Source organism: Acinetobacter soli, from assembly GCF_018139125.1.
Taxonomy (GTDB): Bacteria; Pseudomonadota; Gammaproteobacteria; order Pseudomonadales; family Moraxellaceae; genus Acinetobacter; species Acinetobacter soli.
The window spans coordinates 2,244,097-2,268,403 of the sequence record NZ_CP073241.1 but is presented as its reverse complement, the minus strand read 5'-3'; the positions used below and the strand labels follow the sequence as shown (position 1 = coordinate 2,268,403).

At 45.4% G+C, this 24,307-nt stretch carries 19 protein-coding genes and 5 tRNA genes; 23 read left to right on the top strand and 1 reads right to left on the bottom strand.

From position 1 onward, the window contains the following. Positions 1–11 precede the first annotated feature (11 nt). The 18 genes from KCV09_RS10450 to KCV09_RS10365 all read left to right on the top strand — a co-directional run bounded on the left by KCV09_RS10450 (position 12) and on the right by KCV09_RS10365 (position 17,722). Positions 12–674, top strand: a complete 663-nt coding sequence (locus KCV09_RS10450) for an FHA domain-containing protein (protein WP_212515769.1) — start codon at positions 12–14, stop codon at positions 672–674. A 76-nt stretch (positions 675–750) separates the two neighbouring features. Beyond that, positions 751–1,416: a phosphoglycolate phosphatase gene (locus tag KCV09_RS10445; RefSeq protein WP_004944066.1), complete on the top strand. Its 666-nt coding sequence runs from the start codon at positions 751–753 to the stop codon at positions 1,414–1,416. 104 nt (positions 1,417–1,520) lie between these two features. After that, complete coding sequence (trpE, locus tag KCV09_RS10440; protein ID WP_212515108.1) at positions 1,521–3,014, top strand: anthranilate synthase component I; 1,494 nt, start codon at positions 1,521–1,523, stop codon at positions 3,012–3,014. 98 nt (positions 3,015–3,112) lie between these two features. After that, positions 3,113–3,188: transfer RNA gene (locus KCV09_RS10435), tRNA-Thr, on the top strand. Between the two features lie 58 nt (positions 3,189–3,246). Then, positions 3,247–3,330, top strand: a tRNA-Tyr gene (locus tag KCV09_RS10430). Between the two features lie 38 nt (positions 3,331–3,368). Further along, positions 3,369–3,444: transfer RNA gene (locus KCV09_RS10425), tRNA-Gly, on the top strand. A 13-nt stretch (positions 3,445–3,457) separates the two neighbouring features. Continuing rightward, a tRNA-Thr gene (locus KCV09_RS10420) sits at positions 3,458–3,532 on the top strand. 171 nt (positions 3,533–3,703) lie between these two features. Further along, positions 3,704–4,894 carry an elongation factor Tu gene (tuf, locus tag KCV09_RS10415; protein WP_004932358.1) on the top strand — a complete coding sequence of 397 codons (1,191 nt, stop codon included), beginning with the start codon at positions 3,704–3,706 and terminating at the stop codon, positions 4,892–4,894. 56 nt (positions 4,895–4,950) lie between these two features. Then, positions 4,951–5,026, top strand: a tRNA-Trp gene (locus KCV09_RS10410). Positions 5,027–5,102: 76 nt separating this feature from the next. Further along, positions 5,103–5,543 carry a preprotein translocase subunit SecE gene (gene secE, locus KCV09_RS10405; protein WP_004932360.1) on the top strand — a complete coding sequence of 147 codons (441 nt, stop codon included), beginning with the start codon at positions 5,103–5,105 and terminating at the stop codon, positions 5,541–5,543. Between the two features lie 7 nt (positions 5,544–5,550). Continuing rightward, positions 5,551–6,084, top strand: coding sequence for a transcription termination/antitermination protein NusG (gene nusG / locus KCV09_RS10400; RefSeq protein WP_004932362.1), 534 nt, complete (start codon positions 5,551–5,553; stop codon positions 6,082–6,084). Between the two features lie 114 nt (positions 6,085–6,198). Then, a complete protein-coding gene (gene rplK / locus KCV09_RS10395; protein ID WP_004637639.1) occupies positions 6,199–6,627 on the top strand; it encodes a 50S ribosomal protein L11 in 429 nt (142 codons plus the stop codon). Between the two features lie 3 nt (positions 6,628–6,630). Next, a complete protein-coding gene (gene rplA / locus KCV09_RS10390) occupies positions 6,631–7,326 on the top strand; it encodes a 50S ribosomal protein L1 (protein ID WP_004932366.1) in 696 nt (231 codons plus the stop codon). 273 nt (positions 7,327–7,599) lie between these two features. Next, the gene (gene rplJ, locus KCV09_RS10385; RefSeq protein WP_004932368.1) at positions 7,600–8,106 is read left to right on the top strand and encodes a 50S ribosomal protein L10; all 507 of its coding nucleotides are present in this window, start codon (positions 7,600–7,602) and stop codon (positions 8,104–8,106) included. A gap of 42 nt (positions 8,107–8,148) precedes the next feature. Then, positions 8,149–8,517, top strand: a complete 369-nt coding sequence (rplL, locus tag KCV09_RS10380) for a 50S ribosomal protein L7/L12 (RefSeq protein ID WP_004932371.1) — start codon at positions 8,149–8,151, stop codon at positions 8,515–8,517. 308 nt (positions 8,518–8,825) lie between these two features. Continuing rightward, on the top strand, positions 8,826–12,914 hold the full coding sequence (rpoB, locus tag KCV09_RS10375; RefSeq protein WP_151815806.1) for a DNA-directed RNA polymerase subunit beta: 4,089 nt from the start codon (positions 8,826–8,828) through the stop codon (positions 12,912–12,914). A gap of 88 nt (positions 12,915–13,002) precedes the next feature. Then, a complete protein-coding gene (gene rpoC, locus KCV09_RS10370; RefSeq protein ID WP_004932377.1) occupies positions 13,003–17,196 on the top strand; it encodes a DNA-directed RNA polymerase subunit beta' in 4,194 nt (1,397 codons plus the stop codon). Positions 17,197–17,365: 169 nt separating this feature from the next. Then, positions 17,366–17,722 carry a hypothetical protein gene (locus tag KCV09_RS10365; RefSeq protein ID WP_004932380.1) on the top strand — a complete coding sequence of 119 codons (357 nt, stop codon included), beginning with the start codon at positions 17,366–17,368 and terminating at the stop codon, positions 17,720–17,722. A gap of 38 nt (positions 17,723–17,760) precedes the next feature. Here the strand turns inward: KCV09_RS10365 and KCV09_RS10360 are convergent, their stop codons facing one another. Beyond that, on the bottom strand, positions 17,761–18,246 hold the full coding sequence (locus tag KCV09_RS10360; RefSeq protein ID WP_004932383.1) for a DUF4442 domain-containing protein: 486 nt from the start codon (positions 18,244–18,246) through the stop codon (positions 17,761–17,763). Positions 18,247–18,366: 120 nt separating this feature from the next. Here KCV09_RS10360 and KCV09_RS10355 point away from each other — a divergent pair, with 120 nt between their 5' ends. From KCV09_RS10355 to htpG, 5 genes are all read left to right on the top strand, one after another. Continuing rightward, positions 18,367–19,254, top strand: coding sequence for an alpha/beta fold hydrolase (locus tag KCV09_RS10355; RefSeq protein ID WP_212515107.1), 888 nt, complete (start codon positions 18,367–18,369; stop codon positions 19,252–19,254). A 98-nt stretch (positions 19,255–19,352) separates the two neighbouring features. Beyond that, positions 19,353–20,774, top strand: coding sequence for a Na+/H+ antiporter family protein (locus KCV09_RS10350; RefSeq protein WP_004932388.1), 1,422 nt, complete (start codon positions 19,353–19,355; stop codon positions 20,772–20,774). A gap of 304 nt (positions 20,775–21,078) precedes the next feature. Then, positions 21,079–21,705 carry an OmpW/AlkL family protein gene (locus KCV09_RS10345; protein WP_212515106.1) on the top strand — a complete coding sequence of 209 codons (627 nt, stop codon included), beginning with the start codon at positions 21,079–21,081 and terminating at the stop codon, positions 21,703–21,705. Between the two features lie 212 nt (positions 21,706–21,917). Next, positions 21,918–22,268: a lysozyme inhibitor LprI family protein gene (locus KCV09_RS10340; RefSeq protein WP_004932393.1), complete on the top strand. Its 351-nt coding sequence runs from the start codon at positions 21,918–21,920 to the stop codon at positions 22,266–22,268. A gap of 102 nt (positions 22,269–22,370) precedes the next feature. Beyond that, on the top strand, positions 22,371–24,296 hold the full coding sequence (gene htpG, locus KCV09_RS10335) for a molecular chaperone HtpG (protein WP_004932396.1): 1,926 nt from the start codon (positions 22,371–22,373) through the stop codon (positions 24,294–24,296). Positions 24,297–24,307 lie beyond the last annotated feature (11 nt).

The following is a 24,307-nucleotide window of genomic DNA, read 5'->3' as shown; positions in this document are numbered from 1 at the left end:
GACTTAAGATGATGACGTGGAAATTACAAGCCATTACAGGTGAATTTACAGGACAGGAAATTGCGATTGAGCAGGACATGCTGGTGGGTCGCCATCAGGATGCCGGTTTGGTTTTGCAAGCAGCCGAAGTATCGCGAAAACATGCAGCGCTACTGCTGCAAAACGATCAACTTTGGGTGCAAGATCTAAAATCATCCAATGGTACTTTTGTGAATGACGTGCGTATCGAGGGCGAAGTACAGCTTCACGATGCCGATATTGTTCAGTTTGCCAGTCTTAAATTTGCAGTGTTGGCACCAGCAAAACCACAACTTGAGCGAGAGGCGTTGCCTGAGGTTGAGCTTGAGCCGGTTCATCATTCGGTGGAACAGCCAAATGTTAATGCGCATCAGACACAGCCCGTCGATGCAGGTATGCCAACTTTAACCGAACGTGATACCGGTGCTGAAGTGAGCCGTGAAGGTATGCCGCAAAACGTTGCCGTACCAAAACCTGCGCCAATTCCGGACGGCGTGGTGGTGAATGCAACACCAGATCCGAAACCTGTGGCCATTGAGCAACCAGTTTCGTCGGTAGAAAAAGAAATTGAACAACGTAAAAATGCCTCTGTGGGTTTTATGACCATCGTGGTGTTGATTATTCTTGCAGTGATAGCGTGGGTATTTTTAAAGTAAGCATGCCCGATCAATCGTAAGGTCACTCAAGGCATGCCAAACGCATGCCTTTTGGTTTTTAGCAGACAGGTAAAATATGAGTGTAGTGCAATTAGAGCGTCGTCAATTGGTATTGTTTGATCTAGATGGAACCTTGGTCGATACCGCATCCGATATGTATCGTGCCATGAACATCACCTTGCGTGATCTTGGCTGGCCGGAAGTGAGTGAGACACAAATTCGTCAGTGGGTTGGACAGGGCACAGGCAAACTCTGTGATGCGGTGTTGACTTTTTTATTTCAGCAGATCGATCCTGAGCGTCATCAGCAGCTTCTGGCGCACTACCTGCATGTCTATGCCCAAGAGTTATGCGTGACCAGTCGGCTATTTGATGGCGTTGAGGCATTTTTACAACGTTGTCAGGCACAGCACATTCGTATGGCATGTGTCACCAACAAACCAGAGGCACTTGCGCGCAAGTTGCTTGAAGAACTCGACATTGCGCATTATTTCGATCTGGTGGTGGGAGGGGATAGCTTGCCAGTTCGCAAACCCGATCCATTACCTCTTTTACATAGTGCTGCACAATTTAATGTCGAGCCTCACGCAACACTCATGATTGGCGACTCTAAAAATGATGTGGAAGCAGCACGTCGCGCGGGTATCGATTGTATTGTGGTCAGCTATGGCTATAATCATGGAGAAAATATTTACGACAGTCAGCCACAACAGGTGGTGGACCGTCTAGATCAACTGATTTAGTAATACAGGGGTGGGGCATGTATCAGCGCATGGTGTTTCGATGGCGATAATCGCGTCTTTAATCACTTTTATCGGGCTTCACTTAAAACCATTGAGATAACATCATGACAACACACACTCAGTTTGAACAACTTAAAGCTGCTGGCTACAACACGATTCCCGTCTATCGACAACGTTTGGCCGATACCGATACGCCACTGTCGGTCTTTGCGCGTTTGCGCGATCATACTCAAGCATATTTGTTTGAGTCGGTAGAGGGAGGTGAAAACTGGGCGCGCTACTCCATTATTGGGTTGGGAGAATCTACAGTTTTTTCCTGTAATGCAGGGCAGTTGACCATTAAAAATCCACAAGGTCAGATTTCTACTCAACCATGCACAGATCCGTTTACCTATATTCGCGAGTATCAGCAGCAGTTTAAGGTTCCACCGCACGCACTCACACCAGAACTCCCGCAATTTTCTGGGGGCTTGGTGGGCTACTTTGGTTACGATGCGGTGCGTTATATCGAGCCGCGCCTGAACAACGTACCAGAGGCCGATCCAGTTGGGTTACCTGATATCTGGATGATGCTTTCCAAGACCGTAATTATTTTTGACAATCTCAAAGACACACTGTTTCTAATTGTGCATGCCGATACTGCACATGAAGATGCTTTTACACAGGCACAGCATCAACTCGACAGCCTTGAGCAGTTACTGGCGACACCGGTGAGCCTGCAGGCAAAACCGCACACGCCGCCGTACTTCGAATCGCTCACTGGCAAAGACAACTTCTTGGCATCGATTGAAACGGTGAAAGAATATATCCGTGCTGGGGATGTCATGCAGGTGGTTCCGGGTCATCGTATGGTGTCGGATTTTGATGGTGACCCTTTACAGGTTTACCGTGCGCTGCGTCATCTTAATCCATCGCCGTATCTTTTTTTGGTGCAGGGACAGACCTTAACCGATCAGACACCATTTCATATTGTGGGTTCTTCACCAGAGATTTTATCGCGTCTGGAAGATGGGATTGCCACAGTACGACCACTGGCCGGTACCCGACCACGTGGCAAGACCAAAGAAGAAGATCTGGCGCTGGAAAAAGAGCTCTTGGCCGATGAGAAAGAAATTGCAGAGCACTTGATGCTGATCGATCTTGGGCGTAACGATGTGGGCCGTGTATCCAAGATTGGTAAAGTACAAGTGACTGACCGGATGGTGATCGAACGCTATTCACATGTCATGCATATTGTCTCGAATGTGCAAGGTGAAGTCCGTGACGATATCGATGCGTTAGATGTCTTTAAGGCAACTTTCCCTGCGGGCACCCTTTCCGGTGCACCAAAAATTCGTGCGATGGAAATTATCGACGAAGTAGAACCGGTTAAACGCGGTATTTTTGGTGGCGCAGTCGGTTATTTAGGCTGGCATGGTGAAATGGACATGTCGATTGCGATCCGCACCTGTGTCATTCGTGAAAATAAGGTGTATGTACAGGCGGGGGCAGGGCTTGTAGCAGACTCAAATCCTGAATCTGAGTGGAATGAAACCCAAATAAAAGCTCGCGCAGTGATCAAAGCGGTTGAATTATCATCAAACGGATTGATTTTATGAGTTTTTAGCGGTTTTTTTTAAAAAACCGCTTGCATCGTTTGTGAGTTTTGCTAAACTGCACACCGTTCCGATACGAAACGTACGAAACACTAAGAAGCGCCGGCATAGCTCAGTTGGTAGAGCAACTGACTTGTAATCAGTAGGTCCACAGTTCGAATCCGTGTGCCGGCACCATCTTAAAGTGGTTCAATGTTGAAGTAAAGAACTTACACTGAAAGTTAAGTGTGATATTGGTGAGATTCCCGAGCGGTCAAAGGGGGCGGACTGTAACTCCGCTACGAAAGTTTCGAAGGTTCGAATCCTTCTCTCACCACCAACTAACTTCGATTGAAGTGGTAAATGTACCAACGCTGTGCGGGAGTAACTCAGTTGGTAGAGTGGCAGCCTTCCAAGCTGCATGTCGCGAGTTCGATCCTCGTCTCCCGCTCCATCGAAGGATTATCGCTCTTATAGCTCAGTGGTAGAGCACTCCCTTGGTAAGGGAGAGGTCTCGAGTTCAAATCTCGATAAGAGCTCCAGATACAGTTTGGTAGAGTAAAATCTACAAAGATTTCAAAAAGCAGGCTAATTAGTCTGCTTTTAAAGTATTGGGCGTCTGTTTTTTTAGACTAATGTCGATGTGCTGAGTAGCTTCGATGCCTTTTGTAGCCTCTTGTAGCTTGCTTTCGACGTAAACGAGGAAGATCATCATGGCTAAAGCCAAGTTTGAACGTAATAAGCCGCACGTAAACGTGGGCACAATTGGTCACGTTGACCATGGTAAAACAACTCTTACTGCTGCGATCGCAACTATCTGTGCGAAAACTTACGGCGGTGAAGCGAAAGATTACTCGCAAATCGACTCGGCTCCAGAAGAAAAAGCACGTGGTATTACCATTAATACTTCACACGTAGAATACGATTCTCCAATTCGTCACTACGCGCACGTTGACTGCCCGGGCCACGCAGACTACGTTAAAAACATGATTACTGGTGCTGCTCAGATGGACGGCGCGATTCTTGTGTGTGCGGCGACTGACGGTCCTATGCCACAAACTCGTGAACACATCCTTCTTTCACGTCAGGTAGGTGTACCTTACATCGTTGTATTCTTGAACAAATGCGACCTTGTAGACGACGAAGAGCTTCTTGAGCTTGTAGAAATGGAAGTTCGTGAACTTCTATCTACTTACGACTTCCCTGGCGACGACACTCCAGTGATCCGTGGTTCTGCACTTGCAGCGCTTAACGGTGACGCAGGTCAGTACGGCGAGCCTTCAGTTCTTGCGCTTGTAGAAGCACTAGATTCTTACATCCCAGAGCCAGAGCGTGCAATCGACAAAGCATTCTTGATGCCAATCGAAGATGTATTCTCAATTTCTGGTCGTGGTACAGTAGTCACTGGTCGTGTAGAAGCTGGTATCGTGAAAGTAGGCGAATCAGTTGAAATCGTAGGTATCCGTGATACACAAACTACGACAGTAACTGGCGTTGAAATGTTCCGTAAACTTCTAGACGAAGGCCGTGCGGGCGAGAACTGTGGTGTTCTTCTTCGTGGTACTAAGCGTGAAGACGTACAACGTGGTCAAGTACTTGCTAAACCAGGTACAATCAAGCCGCACACTAAATTCGACGCAGAAGTATACGTACTTTCTAAAGAAGAAGGTGGTCGTCATACTCCGTTCCTTAACGGTTACCGTCCACAGTTCTATTTCCGTACGACTGACGTAACTGGTGCAATCCAATTACAAGACGGCGTTGAAATGGTAATGCCAGGCGACAACGTTGAAATGTCAGTAGAATTGATCCACCCAATCGCAATGGACCCAGGTCTACGTTTTGCGATCCGTGAAGGTGGTCGTACTGTAGGTGCTGGTGTTGTTGCGAAAGTAACTGCATAATCAAATAAAGTTGCATTTCACAAGCCGGGGGTCTAGACTCTCGGCTTGTGTGTCATAGGTCAGTAGTTCAATTGGTAGAGCGTCGGTCTCCAAAACCGAATGTTGGGGGTTCGAGTCCCTCCTGGCCTGCCATTTTTTTTCTAAATAAAAGCTTGATGCTGGCTTAATTGTCATATAATAAGTCGCGAATTCTACGACGAGTACAAAAATGTCGAACGATAAATCGCGTGACGCATTAAGCGACGCGCCAATTCCTCAACGAAACAATTCTGCTGAAGTTGTCACTTCTGCATCTGCATTAGACGTAGTGTTATGGGTTATTGCACTGGCGTTATTGATTGGTGCAGCCATGGTAAATCAATATTTGCCTGCATATTGGCCGCCTGCAACCAGTGTTTGGGTGCGTGTCGCTGTAATTTTGACTTGTATCGTCGTCGCTTTAGGTTTATTATACGCCACCCATCAAGGTAAAGGCTTTGTTCGTTTACTTAAAGATGCGCGAATTGAGTTGCGTCGAGTAACTTGGCCGACCAAGCAAGAAACAGTGACTACATCTTGGCAGGTGCTGTTGGTCGTAGTGATTACATCCATTGTGTTGTGGTGTTTTGACTATGGTTTAGGTTGGTTAATTAAGTTGATTATCGGGTAAAAGAGCTATGAAACGTTGGTATATTATTCATGCCTACTCTGGTTATGAAAAGCAGGTGATGCGTTCGCTTAATGAGCGAATCCAGCGTAGCGCTGTTGCCGATAGCTTTGGTGAAGTCCTTGTTCCAACCGAAGAAGTGGTTGAGATGAAGGATGGCAAGAAACGCAAATCTGAGCGTAAATTCTTTCCGGGCTATGTGTTAGTCGAAATGGAAATGAATGATGAAACTTGGCACATTGTAAAAGAATGTCCAAAAGTGCTTGGATTTATTGGTGGTACTGCTGAAAAGCCTGCCCCAATTACGCAAAAAGAAGCGGATGCTATTCTTGCACGTGTACGCAATACTGGTGAAGCACCACGTCCGAAGACGATGTTTGAACCAGGCGAAGAATTGTTGGTGATCGACGGTCCGTTCACAGACTTTAAAGGAGTCGTGGAAGAGGTACTGTACGAAAAGTCACGTCTCACGTTGACGATTAATGTATTTAACCGTCCAACTCAGGTTGAACTTGAATTTCGCCAAGTCGAAAAAACGGTTTAATTTGAATTGGTTGGAAAGCGCCCGATTTAATCGGGCATTGTTATTACAGTGCTTTGGTGCTGTGAAATGAAAATTGGGGAGCCTCACGGCGTTTGTACCCAGAGGTAATAGATAATGGCTAAGAAGATTGACGGCTATATCAAGCTGCAAGTTCCAGCTGGTAAAGCGAATCCATCTCCACCAATTGGTCCTGCTTTGGGTCAACGTGGTGTAAACATCATGGCATTCTGTAAAGAATTCAATGCTGCTACACAAAAACTTGAAGTTGGTTTGCCAATTCCAGTCGTGATCACTGTGTACAACGACAAGTCGTTCACATTCATCATGAAAACTCCTCCTGCTTCTATTCTTCTTAAGAAAGCTGCGGGTATCCAAAAGGGTTCATCTGTACCGAACAAAACTAAAGTTGGTAAGTTGACTCGTGCTCAATTGGAAGAAATCGCGACTACTAAAGAACCAGATCTTACTGGTGCTGATTTAGACGCACGTGTTCGTACCATCGCTGGTTCTGCACGTTCTATGGGCTTGGAAGTGGAGCTATAAGACATGGCAAAGTTAACTAAACGTCAAAAAGCCATTGCTGCTGCTCTTGAAGCAAACAAAGTTTACACTTTGGAAGAAGCGGTACAAGTTCTTAACAGCCTACCAGCTGCTAAGTTCAAAGAGTCAATGGATGTTGCGGTAAACCTTGGTGTTGACCCACGTAAATCTGACCAAGTTGTTCGTGGTGCTACGACCCTTCCAGCCGGTACTGGTAAAACTGTACGTGTTGCTGTATTTGCTCAAGGTGCTGCTGCTGAAGCTGCTAAAGCTGAAGGTGCTGACATCGTTGGTTTTGATGACCTTGCTGAAAGCATTCAACAAGGTAACCTTGACTTTGACGTTGTGATTGCAGCTCCAGATGCAATGCGCGTTGTAGGTAAGTTGGGTACGATTCTTGGTCCACGTGGCTTAATGCCAAACCCGAAAGTGGGTACGGTTACTCCAGACGTAGCTTCTGCAGTTAAAAATGCGAAGTCAGGTCAGGCGCGTTACCGCGTAGACAAAGCGGGTATTATCCACGCTGCGATTGGTCAGGTTGGTTTTACTGCTGAAGCAATCCGTCAAAACGTTGAAACTTTAGTTGCAGACTTGAAAAAGTTAAAGCCTGCTACCTCTAAAGGTGTTTACATCAAAAAGATCACTTTAAGCTCAACTATGGGCCCAGGTCTTGTTGTTGACGTAAACAACGTTTCAAACTAAGTCTTAACTTAGTCAAGAATTTTAAAGTCCTGATGTTGGATATGGCCTTTGGTCATATCCAACCCATCAGGCGGACTTTGAATTGATAAATGTAAATTTATCAGCGTCAAAGACCTCAGGCGAAGTGACCTTGTTTGCAAGCGATCTTCTTAATAGACCAGTCTGAGTAGACGCGGTGGTGTGATTTATTCCTCCTCCGCGTGTAAATCGAAAGATTTACGAATTGGGAGTGCACCTGTTTGGGTGCATAAATCACCGTTAGGAGGTTTTACAATGGCTCTTCTTATCGAAGACAAAAAACAGATCGTTGCAGAAGTAAGCGAAGTTGCTTCTAAAGCGTTTTCTGTTGTTGTGGCTAACTATCAAGGTTCTAGCGTAGAGAAATTAACTCAACTTCGTGTTGAGGCTCGTAAGCTTGGTGTAACGACACGTATCGTACGTAACACTTTGGCAAAACGCTCACTCGAAGGTACTCAGTTTGATATCTTGAGTGAAGAACTTGTTGGCCCAACCATTCTCGGTTTCTCAACTTCTGAAGACGACATGGGTGCAGCTGCACGCTTGTTCGAAGAATTTGCAAAAACGAACAAAACATTTGAACTTAAAGCTGCTGCATTTGACGGCAAACTTTATCAAGGTGCAGATGTTAGCGTGATCGCAAACCTTCCGAACCAAGAGAAAGCGCTTACTATGCTTGCCTCTGTTCTTCAAGCTCCTATTTCGAAATTGGGTCGCCTTATTACAGCGCTCAAAGAGAAAAACGAGTCAGAAGCGGCTTAATCCTACTCTCACACCATTCAATATCCATTTGGAGTTTATCTCATGGCTTTAACTAACGAAGAAATCTTAAACGCAGTTGCTGAAAAAACAGTTCTTGAACTTGTTGAATTAATCTCTGCTTTCGAAGAAAAATTTAACGTATCTGCTGCTGCTGTAGCTGTAGCTGCTGCTCCTGGCGCTGCTGCTGCTGCTGAAGAGCAAACTGAATTCAACGTTGAATTGACTTCTTTCGGCGCGAACAAAGTAGCTGTTATTAAAGCAGTTCGTGAAGCAACTGGCCTTGGTCTTAAAGAAGCTAAAGATCTTGTTGAAGGTGCTCCACAAGTTCTTAAAGAAGGCGTTTCTAAAGAAGAAGGCGAAGAGCTTAAGAAGAAACTTGAAGAAGCTGGTGCTACAGTTACTCTTAAGTAATTTCTTAAGGAGTCGATTATTTGATAATCGGCTCCATAAAATGGCTGATGGCTCTTGGGTCATCAGCCTTTTTGCGTTACAATAATCGGCTCGATTTTTGTTTGTTCGAATGTACGAATTCTAATTTTAAGAATAAACAAAAGAATTTCAAACGCTTACCAATATTTTTCGATCTTAAAAATATTGTTAAGCGTTTTGATACCACTTAAAAATTGCAGCATTTGTAAAAGTGGTGGCCATATCGGCCTGCGTAATTCCATCCAAGCTCGTTCTGCAGGCGAGCCTGGTTTACTTTCCGAGGACTCCAGATGGCATACTCATATACCGAAAAGAAACGGATCCGTAAGAATTTTGGTAAATTGCCTAGCGTCATGGACGCTCCATACTTGCTTTCGATTCAAGTCGACTCGTATAGAACGTTCTTGCAAGATGGCAAAACACCAAAAAGTCGCGAAGATATCGGTCTCCAAGCGGCATTTCGTTCAGTTTTCCCAATTGAAAGTTATTCTGGCAATGCTGCTTTAGAATTTGTTGAGTATAGTCTTGGTAAACCAGAGTTTGACGTGCGTGAATGTATTCTTCGCGGGTCAACTTATGCGGCACCAATGCGCGTTAAAATTCGTTTGATCATTAAAGATCGTGAAACGAAATCAATTAAAGATGTACGTGAACAAGAAGTGTACATGGGTGAAATTCCACTCATGACCGAAAACGGTACGTTTGTGATCAACGGTACCGAGCGTGTCATCGTATCTCAGTTACACCGTTCACCAGGCGTGTTCTTCGATCACGACAAAGGCAAGACCCACTCAAGCGGTAAAGTCTTGTACTCTGCACGTATCATTCCTTACCGTGGTTCATGGTTAGACTTCGAGTTTGATGCAAAAGATTTAGTATACGTACGTATCGACCGTCGTCGTAAGCTATTGGCATCGGTGATCTTGCGTGCCCTAGGGTATAACAACGCTCAAATCCTTGAATTATTCTACGAAAAAGTACCGGTATATCTAGACTTCGGTAGTTACCAGATTGATTTGGTGCCTGAGCGTTTACGTGGCGAAATGGCGCAGTTTGACATTGCAGACAATGACGGCAAAATCATTGTAGAGCAAGGTAAACGTATCAACGCACGTCACGTTCGTCAAATGGAAGCTTCTGGTCTGACTAAACTGTCTGTTCCAGATGAGTACTTGTATGAGCGTATCACTGCTGAAGACATCACGTTACGTGATGGCGAAGTGATTGCAGCCAATACTTTGCTTAGCCATGAAGTGATGGTGAAACTGGTAGAAGGTGGCGTTAAACAGTTTAATATTCTGTTTACCAACGACATCGACCGCGGTTCATTTGTTGCCGATACATTACGTGCCGACACCACTGTAGGCCGTGAAGATGCCTTGGTTGAAATCTATAAAGTGATGCGTCCGGGCGAGCCACCAACCAAAGAAGCTGCAGAGAACCTGTTTAATAACTTGTTCTTCTCTTCTGAACGTTATGACTTGTCTCCAGTGGGGCGTATGAAGTTCAACCGTCGTTTGGGTCGTCCATACGAAGTCGGTACAGATCAGAAATCACGTGAAGTCGAGGGAATCCTCTCGAATGACGATATCATCGATGTACTTCGTACATTAGTTGAAATTCGTAACGGTAAAGGTGAAGTCGACGATATCGACCACTTGGGTAACCGTCGCGTACGTTCGGTTGGTGAAATGACCGAAAACCAGTTCCGTGTAGGTCTGGTACGTGTTGAACGTGCAGTAAAAGAACGTTTGTCACAAGCAGAAACAGATAACTTGTCGCCACAAGACTTGATCAATGCCAAACCTGTTGCAGCGGCGATCAAAGAATTCTTTGGTTCAAGCCAGTTGTCACAGTTTATGGATCAAAACAACCCACTGTCAGAGATTACGCATAAGCGTCGTGTTTCTGCACTTGGTCCGGGTGGTTTGACTCGTGAGCGTGCAGGCTTTGAAGTGCGTGACGTACATCAAACCCACTATGGTCGTGTATGTCCGATTGAGACGCCGGAAGGTCCAAACATTGGTTTGATCAACTCGCTTTCTGTGTATGCAAAAGCCAACGATTTTGGTTTCTTGGAAACACCGTACCGTCGAGTTGTAGAAGGTCGTGTTACAGACGATGTGGAATACTTGTCTGCAATTGAAGAAGTAGGCACCGTGATTGCACAGGCCGACTCTGCCGTTGACACTGATGGTAACTTGATGGAAGAGATGGTTTCTGTTCGTCATCAAGGTGAATTCGTTCGCATGCCACCAGAAAAAGTAACGCATATGGACGTTTCTGCCCAACAGGTTGTTTCTGTTGCAGCATCGTTGATTCCGTTCCTTGAACACGATGACGCCAACCGTGCATTGATGGGTTCCAACATGCAACGTCAGGCGGTTCCAACTTTGCTTGCCGATAAACCACTTGTGGGTACCGGTATGGAAGCAAACGTTGCGCGTGATTCGGGCGTATGTGTGATCGCAAAACGTGGCGGGATGATCGAGTTTGTTGATGCTTCACGTGTCGTTATTCGTGTCAACGAAGACGAAATGATCGCAGGCGAGGCAGGTGTAGATATCTACAACCTGATCAAGTACACCCGTTCGAACCAGAACACCTGTATCAACCAGAAAGTACTGGTGAATTTGGGTGATAAAGTTGGTCGTGGTGATGTCTTGGCCGATGGTCCATCAACGGATGGCGGTGAGTTGGCGCTGGGTCAAAACATGCGCGTTGCGTTCATGACCTGGAACGGCTACAACTACGAAGACTCGATCTTGCTTTCTGAACGTGTGCTTCAAGAAGACCGTTTGACTTCGATTCACATTCAAGAATTGTCATGTGTTGCACGTGATACCAAGTTAGGCGCAGAAGAAATTACTGCCGATATCCCTAACGTGGGTGAAGCAGCACTGTCTAAGCTTGACGAATCAGGTATCGTGTACATCGGTGCTGAAGTGACTGCGGGCGACATCTTGGTTGGTAAAGTGACACCAAAAGGTGAAACACAATTAACCCCTGAAGAAAAACTGCTTCGTGCCATCTTCGGTGAAAAAGCCGCAGACGTGAAAGATTCATCTTTACGCGTTCCATCGGGCACCAAAGGTACCGTAATTGACGTTCAAGTCTTTACCCGTGATGGTTTAGAAAAAGATGAACGTGCACTTGCGATTGAAAAAGCACAGCTTGATGCTTACCGCAAAGACTTGAAAGAAGAATATAAAATCTTTGAAGAAGCGGCGCGTGAGCGTGTTGTACGCTTGTTGACCAATCAAGAATCGAACGGCGGTGGCACCACCAAACGTGGTGACAAACTGTCTGAAGATATGTTGTCAGGTTTAGAGTTGGTTGATCTATTAGACATCCAACCAACTGATGAAGGTATCGCAGAGCGTCTGAGCCAGATTCAAGTGTTCTTGAAAGAGAAGAGCGCAGAGATCGACGAGAAATTTGCAGAGAAAAAACGTAAACTTGCAACCGGTGACGAACTCACAACGGGTGTATTGAAAGTTGTGAAAGTGTATCTTGCAGTTAAACGTCGTATCCAGCCTGGTGATAAGATGGCGGGTCGTCACGGGAACAAGGGTGTTGTTTCTAACATTCTGCCTGTAGAAGACATGCCACACGATGCCAACGGTGTACCTGTTGACGTGGTATTGAACCCGCTGGGTGTACCATCACGTATGAACGTGGGTCAGATTCTTGAGACACACTTGGGTCTTGCAGCAAAAGGCTTGGGTGAGCAAATCGATAAGATGTTGCAACAGCAACGTACGATTGCCGAGCTACGTATTTTCTTAGACAAAATCTACAACAAGGTAGGTGGCGAGCAAGAAGATCTTGATAGCTTGACTGATGAAGAAATCTTGGTGCTTGCAGGTAACTTGCGTAAGGGTGTTCCTTTAGCCACGCCAGTGTTTGACGGTGCTGAAGAAAACCAAATCAAAGAGTTGCTTGAGCTGGCTGAGTTGCCACGTACGGGCCAACAGATTTTGTTTGACGGACGTACAGGTGAACAGTTCGATCGTCCTGTTACTGTAGGTTACATGTACATGCTCAAGTTGAACCACTTGGTTGACGACAAGATGCATGCGCGTTCAACTGGTTCTTACTCGCTTGTCACTCAGCAGCCGCTTGGTGGTAAAGCACAATTCGGTGGTCAGCGTTTCGGTGAGATGGAAGTCTGGGCACTAGAAGCATACGGCGCAGCTTATACGCTTCAAGAGATGCTTACAGTGAAGTCGGATGATGTAGAAGGTCGTACCCGTATCTATAAGAACATTGTAGATGGTAACCACTACATGGATCCGGGTATGCCTGAATCCTTCAACGTATTGACCAAAGAGATCCGTTCTTTAGGTATCAACATTGAACTGAAAAATGGTGACTAAGCGTTAAGCTCGCTCAGATTTTTCAGGAAAAACAGTATTTGTGACCCAGCCGAGTGAGTGAAAACTCCTCGGCATACGGAGAAATAAATTGAAAGACTTGCTCGATATCATGCGTAAGAAAACGGACTCAGACGGTCATACACCGATTGAGTTTGACCGTATTCGTATTGGTCTTGCGTCACCAGAAATGATTAAGTCATGGTCTCACGGCGAAGTAAAAAAGCCCGAAACCATTAACTACCGTACTTTTAAACCAGAACGCGATGGTTTGTTCTGTGCCAAAATCTTTGGTCCAGTAAAAGATTACGAATGCTTGTGTGGCAAATACAAGCGTATGAAATACAAAGGCGTCATTTGTGAAAAATGTGGCGTAGAAGTCACGACTGCAAAAGTTCGTCGTGAACGTATGGGTCACATCGAACTGGCGTCTCCAGTTGCACACATCTGGTTCTTAAAGTCGTTGCCAAGCCGTATCGGTTTGCTACTCGACATGACACTTCGTGATATCGAACGCGTTTTGTATTTCGAATCTTACGTAGTGACTGACCCAGGCATGACACCGCTTGAAAAGTATCAACTTCTCACTGATGAAGAATACTTCAATGCACTTGAAGAACACGGAGATGAATTCTCTGCGAAAATGGGTGCTGAAGCGGTTCAAGACTTGTTAAAAGACATCGATCTTGATGCTGAAATTTCACGTCTTCGTGAAGAGATTCCACAAACAACTTCTGAAACGAAGTTGAAAAAAGCGTCAAAACGCTTGAAATTGATGGAAGCTTTCAAAGAGTCGAACAACAAGCCAGAATGGATGGTGATGAATGTACTGCCAGTACTTCCACCAGACCTACGTCCGCTTGTACCACTTGAAGGTGGTCGTTTTGCGACATCTGACTTGAACGATTTGTATCGTCGTGTCATTAACCGTAACAACCGTTTGAAGCGTCTTCTTGACCTTGCAGCGCCAGATATCATCGTACGTAACGAAAAACGTATGTTGCAAGAATCTGTCGATGCATTGCTTGATAACGGCCGTCGCGGTCGTGCAATTACCGGTTCGAACAAACGTCCATTGAAATCTTTGGCAGATATGATCAAAGGTAAACAAGGTCGTTTCCGTCAGAACTTGTTGGGTAAACGTGTTGACTATTCTGGTCGTTCGGTAATTACCGTAGGTCCTACTTTACGTCTACATCAATGTGGTCTTCCAAAGAAAATGGCACTTGAGCTATTCAAGCCGTTTATTTTTGCAAAACTACAAGCGTCTGGTCAGGCCACAACCATTAAAGCTGCGAAGAAAATGGTTGAGCGCGAAACTCCAGAAGTATGGGACGTTCTTGCCAACGTGATTCGTCAGCATCCAGTGATGTTGAACCGTGCGCCAACGCTTCACCGTTTGGGTCTTCAAGCATTTGAACCGATCCTGATCGAAGGTAAAGCGATCCGTTTACACCCGCTCGTCTGTGCTGCGTTTAACGCCGACTTCGACGGTGACCAAATGGCGGTACACGTTCCATTGACACTTGAAGCACAGCTTGAAGCACGTGCCTTGATGATGTCGACCAACAACATCTTGTCACCAGCCAACGGTGAGCCGATTATCGTTCCATCTCAGGACGTGGTCTTGGGTCTTTACTACATCACGCGTGATGCGGTAAATGCCAAAGGTGAAGGCATGATGTTTGCCGACACACACGAAGTGAACCGTGCGCTTGCAACCGGTCAGGTCGCTATTCACGCACGCGTAAAAGTTCGTGTTCACCAAACCGTGATCAATGAAGACGGTCAACGTGAAAAGCAAACCATTGTTGTGGATACCACACCTGGTCGCTGCTTGCTTTGGGAAGTTGTTCCTGAAGGTTTAAGCTTTGAAATGATCAACCTTGAGATGACCAAAAAGAACATCTCGAAGCTGATCAACTCGTGCTACCGTAAGCTTGGTCTTAAAGACACTGTTATTTTTGCCGATCAGTTGATGTATCTTGGCTTCCGTCAAGCAACACGTTCGGGCGTTTCTGTCGGTATGGAAGACATGGTCATTCCACCGCAGAAGCAAGCGATTATCGACAAAGCAGAAACTGAAGTTCGTGAAATCGAAGAGCAGTTTGAGCAAGGTTTCGTAACCGCAGGTGAGCGTTACAACAAAGTGGTCGATATCTGGGCACGTACCAACGACCAAGTTGCAAAAGCGATGATGGACAACTTGTCTTTCACCAACGTGAAAAACAAGCAAGGTCAAGACGAGAAACAAAAATCGTTTAACAGCATCTACATGATGTCTGACTCGGGTGCCCGTGGTAGTGCGGCGCAGATTCGTCAGTTGGCGGGTATGCGTGGTTTGATGGCGAAGCCAGATGGCTCGATCATTGAAACCCCGATTAAAGCAAACTTCCGTGAAGGTTTGACGGTACTTCAGTACTTTATTTCAACGCACGGTGCGCGTAAAGGTTTGGCCGATACTGCATTGAAAACTGCAAACTCGGGTTACTTGACACGTCGTTTGGTTGACGTTGCGCAGGACTTGGTAATTACCGAGCCGGATTGTGGCACCATGGGTGGTTTGGTGATGACGCCATTCATTCAAGGTGGTGACGTGATCGAGCCATTACGTGACCGCGTATTGGGTCGTGTAACGGCGGAAGACGTACGTCGTGCATCTGATGACGAAGTGGTGTTGCCACGCGGTACATTGATCGACGAGAAAATCGCAGCTCAGCTTGAAGAAGCGGGTGTCGATGAAGTGAAAGTGCGTTCAGTGATTGCATGTGAATCATCATTTGGTGTGTGTGCAAAATGTTATGGTCGTGACCTTGCACGTGGTCATCAGGTTAATCCTGGTGAGTCTGTGGGTGTTATGGCAGCGCAATCGATTGGTGAGCCGGGTACACAGTTAACCATGCGTACGTTCCACGTGGGTGGTGCGGCAAGCCGAACTTCTGCAGCAAACAGTGTTCAGGTACGTAACAAAGGTACAGTTCGTTTCCACAATGTGAAAACGGTACAGCACGCGAAAGGTCACTTGGTTTCTGTTTCACGTTCAGGTGAAATCGGTATTGCCGATGAGTTGGGTCGTGAGCGCGAGCGTTATAAACTGCCATACGGTGCAAGCATCTTGCTTAAAGATGGTGAAGCGGTAGAAGCAGGCGGTATTGTGGCGACTTGGGATCCGCATACGCATCCACTTGTGACTGAAGTTGCGGGTAAAGCACGTTTCAGCCAAATTGCGGATGGTGTGACTGCAACATCGAAAACTGATGATGCAACCGGTATGACAACAGTTGAAATCTTGCCAGTGACTGCACGTCCTGCGTCAGGTAAAGACTTGCGTCCTGCGATTGTACTCGACACAACCGATGGTGGCGAACAGTTCTACTTCTTGCCACAAAATACCATTGTGACCGTTCGTGACGGTGAAACAATTGGTGTAGGTGACGTTATTGGTCGTGTACCACAAGAATCTTCACGTACACGTGATATTACCGGTGGTCTTCCACGCGTTGCGGACTTGTTCGAAGCACGTAAACCAAAAGAGCACGCGATCTTGGCCGAAGTGTCTGGTATCGTGAGCTTTGGTAAAGAAACCAAAGGTAAGAACCGTTTGGTGATTACACCTGATGATGGTTCTGAGATCTACGAAGAATTGATTCCAAAATGGCGTCAAATCAACGTGTTCGAAGGTGAGCATGTCAACCGTGGTGAAACCATTTCTGATGGTCCACAAAACCCGCATGACATCTTACGTTTGAAAGGCGAAGTGGCGTTGACCAACTACATCGTGAACGAAGTTCAAGACGTTTACCGTCTCCAAGGTGTAAAAATCAACGATAAGCACATTGAAGTCATCGTACGTCAAATGTTGCGTAAAGTAGACATCACCGATGGTGGTGATACCAGCTTCATCAAAGGCGAACAAGTGGATTACATCCGTGTTGTTCAAGAGAACCAAGCTGTCTTGGCGCAAAATAAATTCCCAGCGAAATTTGAGCGTCAATTAATGGGTATTACCAAAGCATCGCTTTCGACTGACTCATTTATCTCGGCAGCATCGTTCCAAGAAACGACACGCGTGTTAACCGAAGCCGCTGTAACAGGTAAAGAAGATGATCTACGCGGTCTCAAAGAGAACGTTGTGGTGGGTCGTCTGATTCCAGCCGGTACAGGTTTGGCGTATCACCTTGAGCGTCGTCGTCAGGAAGCGGAAGCGGCAGAATTTGAACTGCACAACGACTTTAGTGACGTTGACCAAGCGTTCAGTCAAGCATTGAACCAAGAACAGTTCTAATCTAAGTAGATTGCAAAAAAGGCACCTTCGGGTGCCTTTTTTTATATCGATGAATTGAATGTGTAAGCAGTTACAAAACTCCTGCATTTTTTTGTAGGAATTAACATTTTGACAAGTATCAATTCACAAAAAATGCTTATGCTGAGTGAAAAGAAAGGAGGATCTTTTCATGAAAAAGACAATAAGTTTAATGGCTACAGCAATCGTTTCAACCGTACTTCTTGCAGGCTGCCAAAATATGAGCCCATCTGATCAACGTATTGGTGCAGCCGCACTGGGCGGTGCCGTTGGTGGTGGTGTGGGTAACCATGTTGGCGGTGGTTTAGGTGCAGGTGTCGGTGCAGCTGCTGGTGCCGGTGTAGGATCAAATGCCAAAGGTGGTAGCCGAAATACCACCACCAGCAGTGCAGTTGGTGCCGGTATTGGTTCGGTGGTCGGTAAAGCCATTTTTGGTGGTGACGGTGGTGCTGCCATTGGTGGTGCAATCGGTGGTGGTGCAGGCGCTGCGATTCAAGAGCGACGCTAAATCTGCCTTATCAAAAGAGACGACTCGGGTCGTCTTTTTTATTGCCGTGATGATTTAGGCTTTTTGCGGCGGATGTATAGCGTTTTATGCACTTCTGCAATACGAATACCAGACTCATCAAATATATTCACCACATAATTACGAATGACGGGCGCATAATTCTCGGCCAATCCTTTAACATGATCAATTTCGTTGGCATCCAGTCGGATATCAGCATACACCGTACTGCGTCCCGGGGCCAGAAAGTGAATCGTGGCAGATTTATCCCAGACAATATATTTAGACCCCAGATGATGCATCAGAATCAGCATATAAAAAGGGTCAACCATTGAATATAAACTTCCTCCAAAATGTGTACCGACAATATTTTGGTTTTTACGCGTCAGGGGCATTTTGACGCGGATAAAGTAGTTATTCAGGTCGATTTGATCAATCTCAATGCCGGCACCCCGGTAGGGAGAGTAGCGATTGATCATAAACTTGGACACCATGGGTATGGTCTGAAGATGTCTTAAAATATTCATAATGGTCAATTGTTTTTATATGATGATTATTCATACTAAATAACTATCACTAATCTGGCATTGATGGCAATGCCCAATCCGACTAAAAACATGGTCAATTAAAACAACAAGGACATCGCAATGCATCCTCAGATTTCGACTGTACGCACCACGGATCAACAGACCTTATGCTGTAAAGCATGGGGGCATCCAGAATTACCAGCGTTGGTACTGGTACACGGCTATCCTGATAATCAAGAAGTGTGGGAGCCGATTATACAAGAACTGATTCAGCACTTTTATATTGTGACCTATGACGTGCGAGGCGCCGGACAGTCGAGTGTTCCCAAAAAAATCCGGGATTATCGAATGGCGCAATTGTCTCTGGATCTGGGGGCGGTAGTAGATCAGGTTTTAGAAGGGCGACCTTTTCATTTGGCTGCCCATGACTGGGGGTCATTGCAATCGTGGGAATCGGTGACAGATCCAAGATTTAAAGATCGGATTTTATCGTATACCACCATTTCGGGGCCGTGTCTGGATCATGCAGCACACTTGCTGGGCAGTGAACTGAAAAGCCAGCCGTTAAGTGTATTAAAAAAGCTATCAAAATCATGGTATATCGCGGCGTTTCATCTGCCATTTCTGGCACCGTCGGTGTGGCATTTCTTTACCCCACAGAAATGGGGAAAAGTGCTGAGTAGGTTAGAACGCAAGCAAGATTTACCACTCAATCCGAATATTGCACGTGATGGCAAATATGGCATTAATTTATACCGTGCCAATTTTATTCCTGCAATGCGTCATCCGCGCAAGCGTTTTGCGCAGTGTCCTGTACAGGCCTTGGTACTTAAGCACGATGCATTTGTCAGCCCTGAATATATTTTAAACGAAATGCCAAACTGGGTTGATCAGTTTGAGTATCAGGAAATTAACGGCAATCATTGGGCCGTGTTGAGCCAGCCGAAATTAGTCGCCGGCCATATTGCACGCTTTGCCCAGCAGCATCATGTTGAAAACACCCTGTAAAAGCCCATGAGTATTCCGACAAGATAAACGACAGTCACAGCCCATGCATGGCATGAATCTGCTAAAATATCGCCTTTTATTTTACCTGACCTTGATTCATGAATGCTGTTGTTATTGCGATTGCCGTGATGTTTATCTTGTCACTGGCACGAGTCTCTGTTGTTTTAACGTTGGTGATTTCTGCTGTTGTGGGGGGATTGGTCGCAGGCTTAAGCTTATCCGATACGGTTCAGGCTTTTAATGCTGGACTAGGCGATGGTGCCGAAGTGGCGCTTGCCTATGCGGTTTTGGGTGCATTTGCCTTGGCATTGTCCAAATCTGGATTACCAGATTTGCTGGCGCATAAACTGATCGGTTTATTGGGGATGGAAGCCAGCAAAAAGCGCGAGAAAAAAGTGAAGTATTTATTGCTGAGTATTTTACTGATTGCCGCGATTTTTTCACAAAACCTGATTCCGGTCCATATTGCCTTTATTCCGGTGCTGGTGCCGCCTTTATTGCAGGTCATGAACCATCTAAAGCTGGATCGTCGTGCTGCGGCATGCGTACTCACACTGGGCTTGGTCGGAACCTATATTTTCTTGCCTGTGGGTTTTGGTGCCATCTTTCTTGAACAGATCCTGATGGGGAACATCAATAAAATTGGCGCACAGTACGGCTTGCATGTCGAACGCTGGATGATGCCGATGGGAATGGCCATTCCGGTTATGGGCATGGTTCTGGGAACACTGGTGGCAGTATTTATCAGCTACCGTAAGCCACGCCATTATCAAGATCGTGCTGTCGCCCGCGTGACTACAATTGACCTAGATAAACCGCTTCGTGCCGAAGCGCATGTCACGCATTCTCTTGCCGAAGATGCAGAAGAACTCAAGCAAGAAGCACAGCACGTGCCGTATATTTCCAAGAAAACCCTATTCATGGCGATTTTAGCCATCGCGCTGACCTTGGTTGCACAGTTGTATTCAGGATCGATGATTTTAGGCGGATTGGTCGGTTTTGCCGTGTTGTCTACCGCGGGCATATTCAAATGGCAAGATGCCGATGATGTGTTTGTACAAGGGATGCGGATGATGGCATTGGTTGGCTTTATCATGATCTCGGCTGCCGGCTTTGCTTCGGTGATGACCCATACCGGTGATATCAACCAGTTGGTCAACGGCGTAGTGCATCTGATTGGTGATAATCATGCTTTGGCTGCATTTCTCATGCTGTTTATCGGTCTGTTTGTCACGATTGGGATTGGTTCATCGTTCTCAAGTGTACCTGTACTGGCTGTGATTTATGTACCCCTCTGTGTACAGTTTGGTTTTTCACCACTTGCGACCATTGCACTGATTGGAACCGCTGCGGCATTGGGTGATGCGGGATCACCTGCATCTGACTCAACCTTGGGCCCAACGGCAGGACTAGGGGTCGACGGTCAGCATGACCATATTTGGGACACTGTGATTCCAACATTTATTCACTTTAATATTCCTTTACTGATCTTTGGCTGGATTGCAGCCATGGTGCTCTAATTTATTTATTAACGCGTGAATATAAATCAGTATCTCCTGATTTATGTTCATGCGAAGTTTAATTTAACAACAAATAAAACCTGATTAAAAAGGTTGGAATAAATAAAAAATCAGATTAAATTAATCGGAATTAAATCCTGATTAAAATAATAAGAATTAAAAATAAAACCAAGTATTTTTATATGAATTAAAATAATTTTATTATTAATCATTGGTTTAAAAATAATATTAAAATATATTAATTCTCTATATTGCATTTAAATAAAATCAATGTTTATTATTATAAAAGAGATAGGGGATAATCATGTTGCTTAGAGTTTTTGTTTTATCTTTGCTAGGTATTTCAGCGCCAGTATTTGCTGGCGAATGGCAAGTTAAAGTGGGTGCAAGTGTTTTGGCACCTTCAAGTGATCATAATACGATGGCCGATGGGGCTGTCACTGAAGCGAAAGCCGATCATGCATTCAGTTTTACACCATCAATCGAATATTTTTTTGCCAATCGCAATATTTCATCCGAGCTTTTATTGGCGACGCCCTTTAAACATAATGTATTGGCACGTGTCGCGGGTGGAGCGCCTGAAACGATTGCGAGCTTTAAACAGTTGCCACCTACACTCACGGTGAAATATCACTTTAAAAATTCTACTGGATTCACGCCATATGTCGGCGTGGGTGCAACCGCACTATTGGCATGGGATGAACAGACCAAAGGTTCACTGGCAGGAACTTCATTGAAGGCAGAGCACGCCTATGGGTTTACCGGTCAAGTCGGGTTTAATTTCCAGCCGGCCGATGCAAAACATTGGGGTGTTTTTGCCGATGTGCGTTACGCTGATATTGGTTCTGATTTGAAATGGAATGGTGAAAAAATTGGAACACTTGAAGTTAATCCGTGGGTATATAGCGTAGGTTACAGCTATAAGTTTTAATTTAAGTATCAACCATAGCGCAAAATAATAAAAACCATCATAAAAATAACAAGAGAGATAACGGCAATTAAAGGTCTTATTGGAGAGCATAAGACCTTTTTATTTTTTTATAGTGAGATACACAGTGTCACATTTTGTGTTGAAACTTTACCCAATACCACATTTGAATTTTTTAAGCTAAGTATATAAAGCCTTAAAATGAGAATTAAAATATGCGTCGTTCAGCTTTTATCATGTTCACGTGGTGTGGTTTGATGTTTGCGGGTGCGGCTTCTGCTGCAAGTTTTCCTTGTGAAAAAGCCCAGCTTCGCTCGGAGAAAACCATTTGCCAGACTCGCTCACTCAATGATGCCGATGTAAAAATGGCCACCACCTACGCAATTGTATTGCATGCATTGCCTATGGGAGGGCGTGATGCCGAAAAAGGCATGCAGTATCAATGGCTCAAACAGCGCAATACTTGCGGTTCAAACACGGGCTGTTTAAGTCGAAGCTATGCATCGCGTCAGCAACACCTCGATGACATCATTCAAAATCGTGTTTTGAGTCATGGACCATTCTAATTGATCAAAAAATCTTTAGGATTACCATTGAAAATTCATCTAGGCACTCCAATACATAGCACATTACATAACAACATGTTGTGATCTATTAAGGAGTGTCCTATGAGTGAGCAAACGAGCACATCACAAAATTATAGCTTTCAAGCCGAAGTTGCACAGTTACTGCATCTGGTGACCCACTCACTGTATTCGAATCCTGAAATTTTCTTACGTGAGTTGATTTCCAACGCGTCCGATGCTTGCGACAAACTGCGTTTTGAAGGCATCAATCATCCGGAATATTATGAAAACGATTCGGCACTGCGTGTGCGCGTGCGTCTGGATAAAGATAATCGTACGTTAACCATCAGTGACAATGGCATTGGCTTGAGCCAGCAAGAAGCGATTGACAACTTGGGTACGATTGCTAAATCGGGAACCAAAGACTTTATGTCTAAGCTGACCGGCGATCAAAAATCTGATGCACAATTGATTGGTCAGTTTGGTGTTGGCTTTTACTCAGGCTTTATTGTGGCCGATAAAATTACGGTAGAGTCGCGTCGTGCCGGGTCGGATGCACAAGACGGTGTGCGCTGGATTAGCGGCGGAACGGGTGAATTTGAAGTACAGCAAATCACCAAGGATTCACGTGGAACCGACATCATTTTGCATTTACGTGACGATGCACTGGACTATTTAGAATCTTGGAAAGTTAAGCAGATTATTAATAAATACTCTGACCACATTAGCTTGCCAATCGAGATGCAAAAAGAAGTATGGCAACAAGAAGAAGCTGCTGAGGGAGAAGAAGCGAAACCGGGTCAGTATGTGAAGACTGACGAATGGGAAGCCATTAACTCGGCGAGCGCATTATGGACACGCAGTAAAAGCGAGATCACTGACGAGCAGTACATCGAGTTTTATAAAAATGCAACGCATGATTTTGAAGCACCGCTTGCATGGACACATAACCGCGTAGAAGGCAATACTGAGTACACTCAGTTGCTGTATATTCCGGCCAAAGCCTCACAAGATATTTTTACCCGTGAAGCCAAAGCAGGCATTAAGCTGTATGTGAAGCGTGTCTTTATTATGGACGATGCGGATAACCTGATTCCAAACTACTTACGTTTCGTTAAAGGTGTGATCGACAGTGCCGATTTACCACTGAACGTGAGCCGTGAGCTGTTACAAGAAAGTCGTGATGTCAAAACCATCCGTGAAGGCAACACGCGCCGTATTTTGAATGTGTTGGATGGTTTGGCGAAGTCTGAAGATGAGAAAGATCAGGAAAAATTCAAGACCTTTTATGCCGAATTCGGTTCTGTACTCAAAGAAGGCTTGGGTGAAGACTTTAGCAACCGTGAACGTATTTTAAAGCTTTTGCGTTATGCAACTTCGACTAACGATGAGATCAGCACTTCGTTTGCCGACTATAAAGCGCGTATGAAAGAGGGCCAAAAAGCCATCTACTATGTTACGGCAGAGAGTTTAAATGCAGCCAAACATTCTCCACAGCTTGAGTTGTTTAAGAAAAAAGGCATTGAAGTCTTGTTAATGTCGGAGCGTGTGGATGAATGGGCAATGAACTTTGTGCATGAGTTTGACGGTGTGGCACTGCAAAACGTGTCGAAAGGTGCGGTTGATCTGGGCGATCTGCAAGATGCCGAAGAGAAAAAAGCACTTGAAGAAGCTGCGGAACAATTCAAGCCAGTGGTTGATAAATTATCGGATTCACTCAAGGCAAAAACCAAAGAAGTGCGCGTGACTACACGTCTGGTCGATTCGCCTGCTTGCTTGGTGACCAGTGACGGTGAACTTTCACCTCAGTTGGTTCGTATGCTGAAACAAGCAGGGCAGCCTGTACCTGAAAGCAAGCCAATTTTAGAAATCAATCCAGCGCATCCATTGGTACAAAAGCTCGAACATGCAGCGCAGTTCGATGATCTGGCCAATGTCATCTTTGATCAAGCCGTGATTGCTGAAGGTGGTTTGCCGGAAGATCCAGCCGCTTATGTAAAACGTATCAACAGTTTGCTGCTAAGCTAACAGTAAAGCCC

Coding starts and splice junctions, on each gene's coding strand:
- KCV09_RS10450 (WP_212515769.1), top strand. CDS start 12: ATGACGTGGAAATTACAAGCCATTACAGGTGAATTTACAGGACAGGAA.
- KCV09_RS10445 (WP_004944066.1), top strand. CDS start 751: ATGAGTGTAGTGCAATTAGAGCGTCGTCAATTGGTATTGTTTGATCTA.
- trpE (WP_212515108.1), top strand. CDS start 1,521: ATGACAACACACACTCAGTTTGAACAACTTAAAGCTGCTGGCTACAAC.
- tuf (WP_004932358.1), top strand. CDS start 3,704: ATGGCTAAAGCCAAGTTTGAACGTAATAAGCCGCACGTAAACGTGGGC.
- secE (WP_004932360.1), top strand. CDS start 5,103: ATGTCGAACGATAAATCGCGTGACGCATTAAGCGACGCGCCAATTCCT.
- nusG (WP_004932362.1), top strand. CDS start 5,551: ATGAAACGTTGGTATATTATTCATGCCTACTCTGGTTATGAAAAGCAG.
- rplK (WP_004637639.1), top strand. CDS start 6,199: ATGGCTAAGAAGATTGACGGCTATATCAAGCTGCAAGTTCCAGCTGGT.
- rplA (WP_004932366.1), top strand. CDS start 6,631: ATGGCAAAGTTAACTAAACGTCAAAAAGCCATTGCTGCTGCTCTTGAA.
- rplJ (WP_004932368.1), top strand. CDS start 7,600: ATGGCTCTTCTTATCGAAGACAAAAAACAGATCGTTGCAGAAGTAAGC.
- rplL (WP_004932371.1), top strand. CDS start 8,149: ATGGCTTTAACTAACGAAGAAATCTTAAACGCAGTTGCTGAAAAAACA.
- rpoB (WP_151815806.1), top strand. CDS start 8,826: ATGGCATACTCATATACCGAAAAGAAACGGATCCGTAAGAATTTTGGT.
- KCV09_RS10365 (WP_004932380.1), top strand. CDS start 17,366: ATGAAAAAGACAATAAGTTTAATGGCTACAGCAATCGTTTCAACCGTA.
- KCV09_RS10360 (WP_004932383.1), bottom strand. CDS start 18,246: ATGAATATTTTAAGACATCTTCAGACCATACCCATGGTGTCCAAGTTT.
- KCV09_RS10355 (WP_212515107.1), top strand. CDS start 18,367: ATGCATCCTCAGATTTCGACTGTACGCACCACGGATCAACAGACCTTA.
- KCV09_RS10350 (WP_004932388.1), top strand. CDS start 19,353: ATGAATGCTGTTGTTATTGCGATTGCCGTGATGTTTATCTTGTCACTG.
- KCV09_RS10345 (WP_212515106.1), top strand. CDS start 21,079: ATGTTGCTTAGAGTTTTTGTTTTATCTTTGCTAGGTATTTCAGCGCCA.
- KCV09_RS10340 (WP_004932393.1), top strand. CDS start 21,918: ATGCGTCGTTCAGCTTTTATCATGTTCACGTGGTGTGGTTTGATGTTT.
- htpG (WP_004932396.1), top strand. CDS start 22,371: ATGAGTGAGCAAACGAGCACATCACAAAATTATAGCTTTCAAGCCGAA.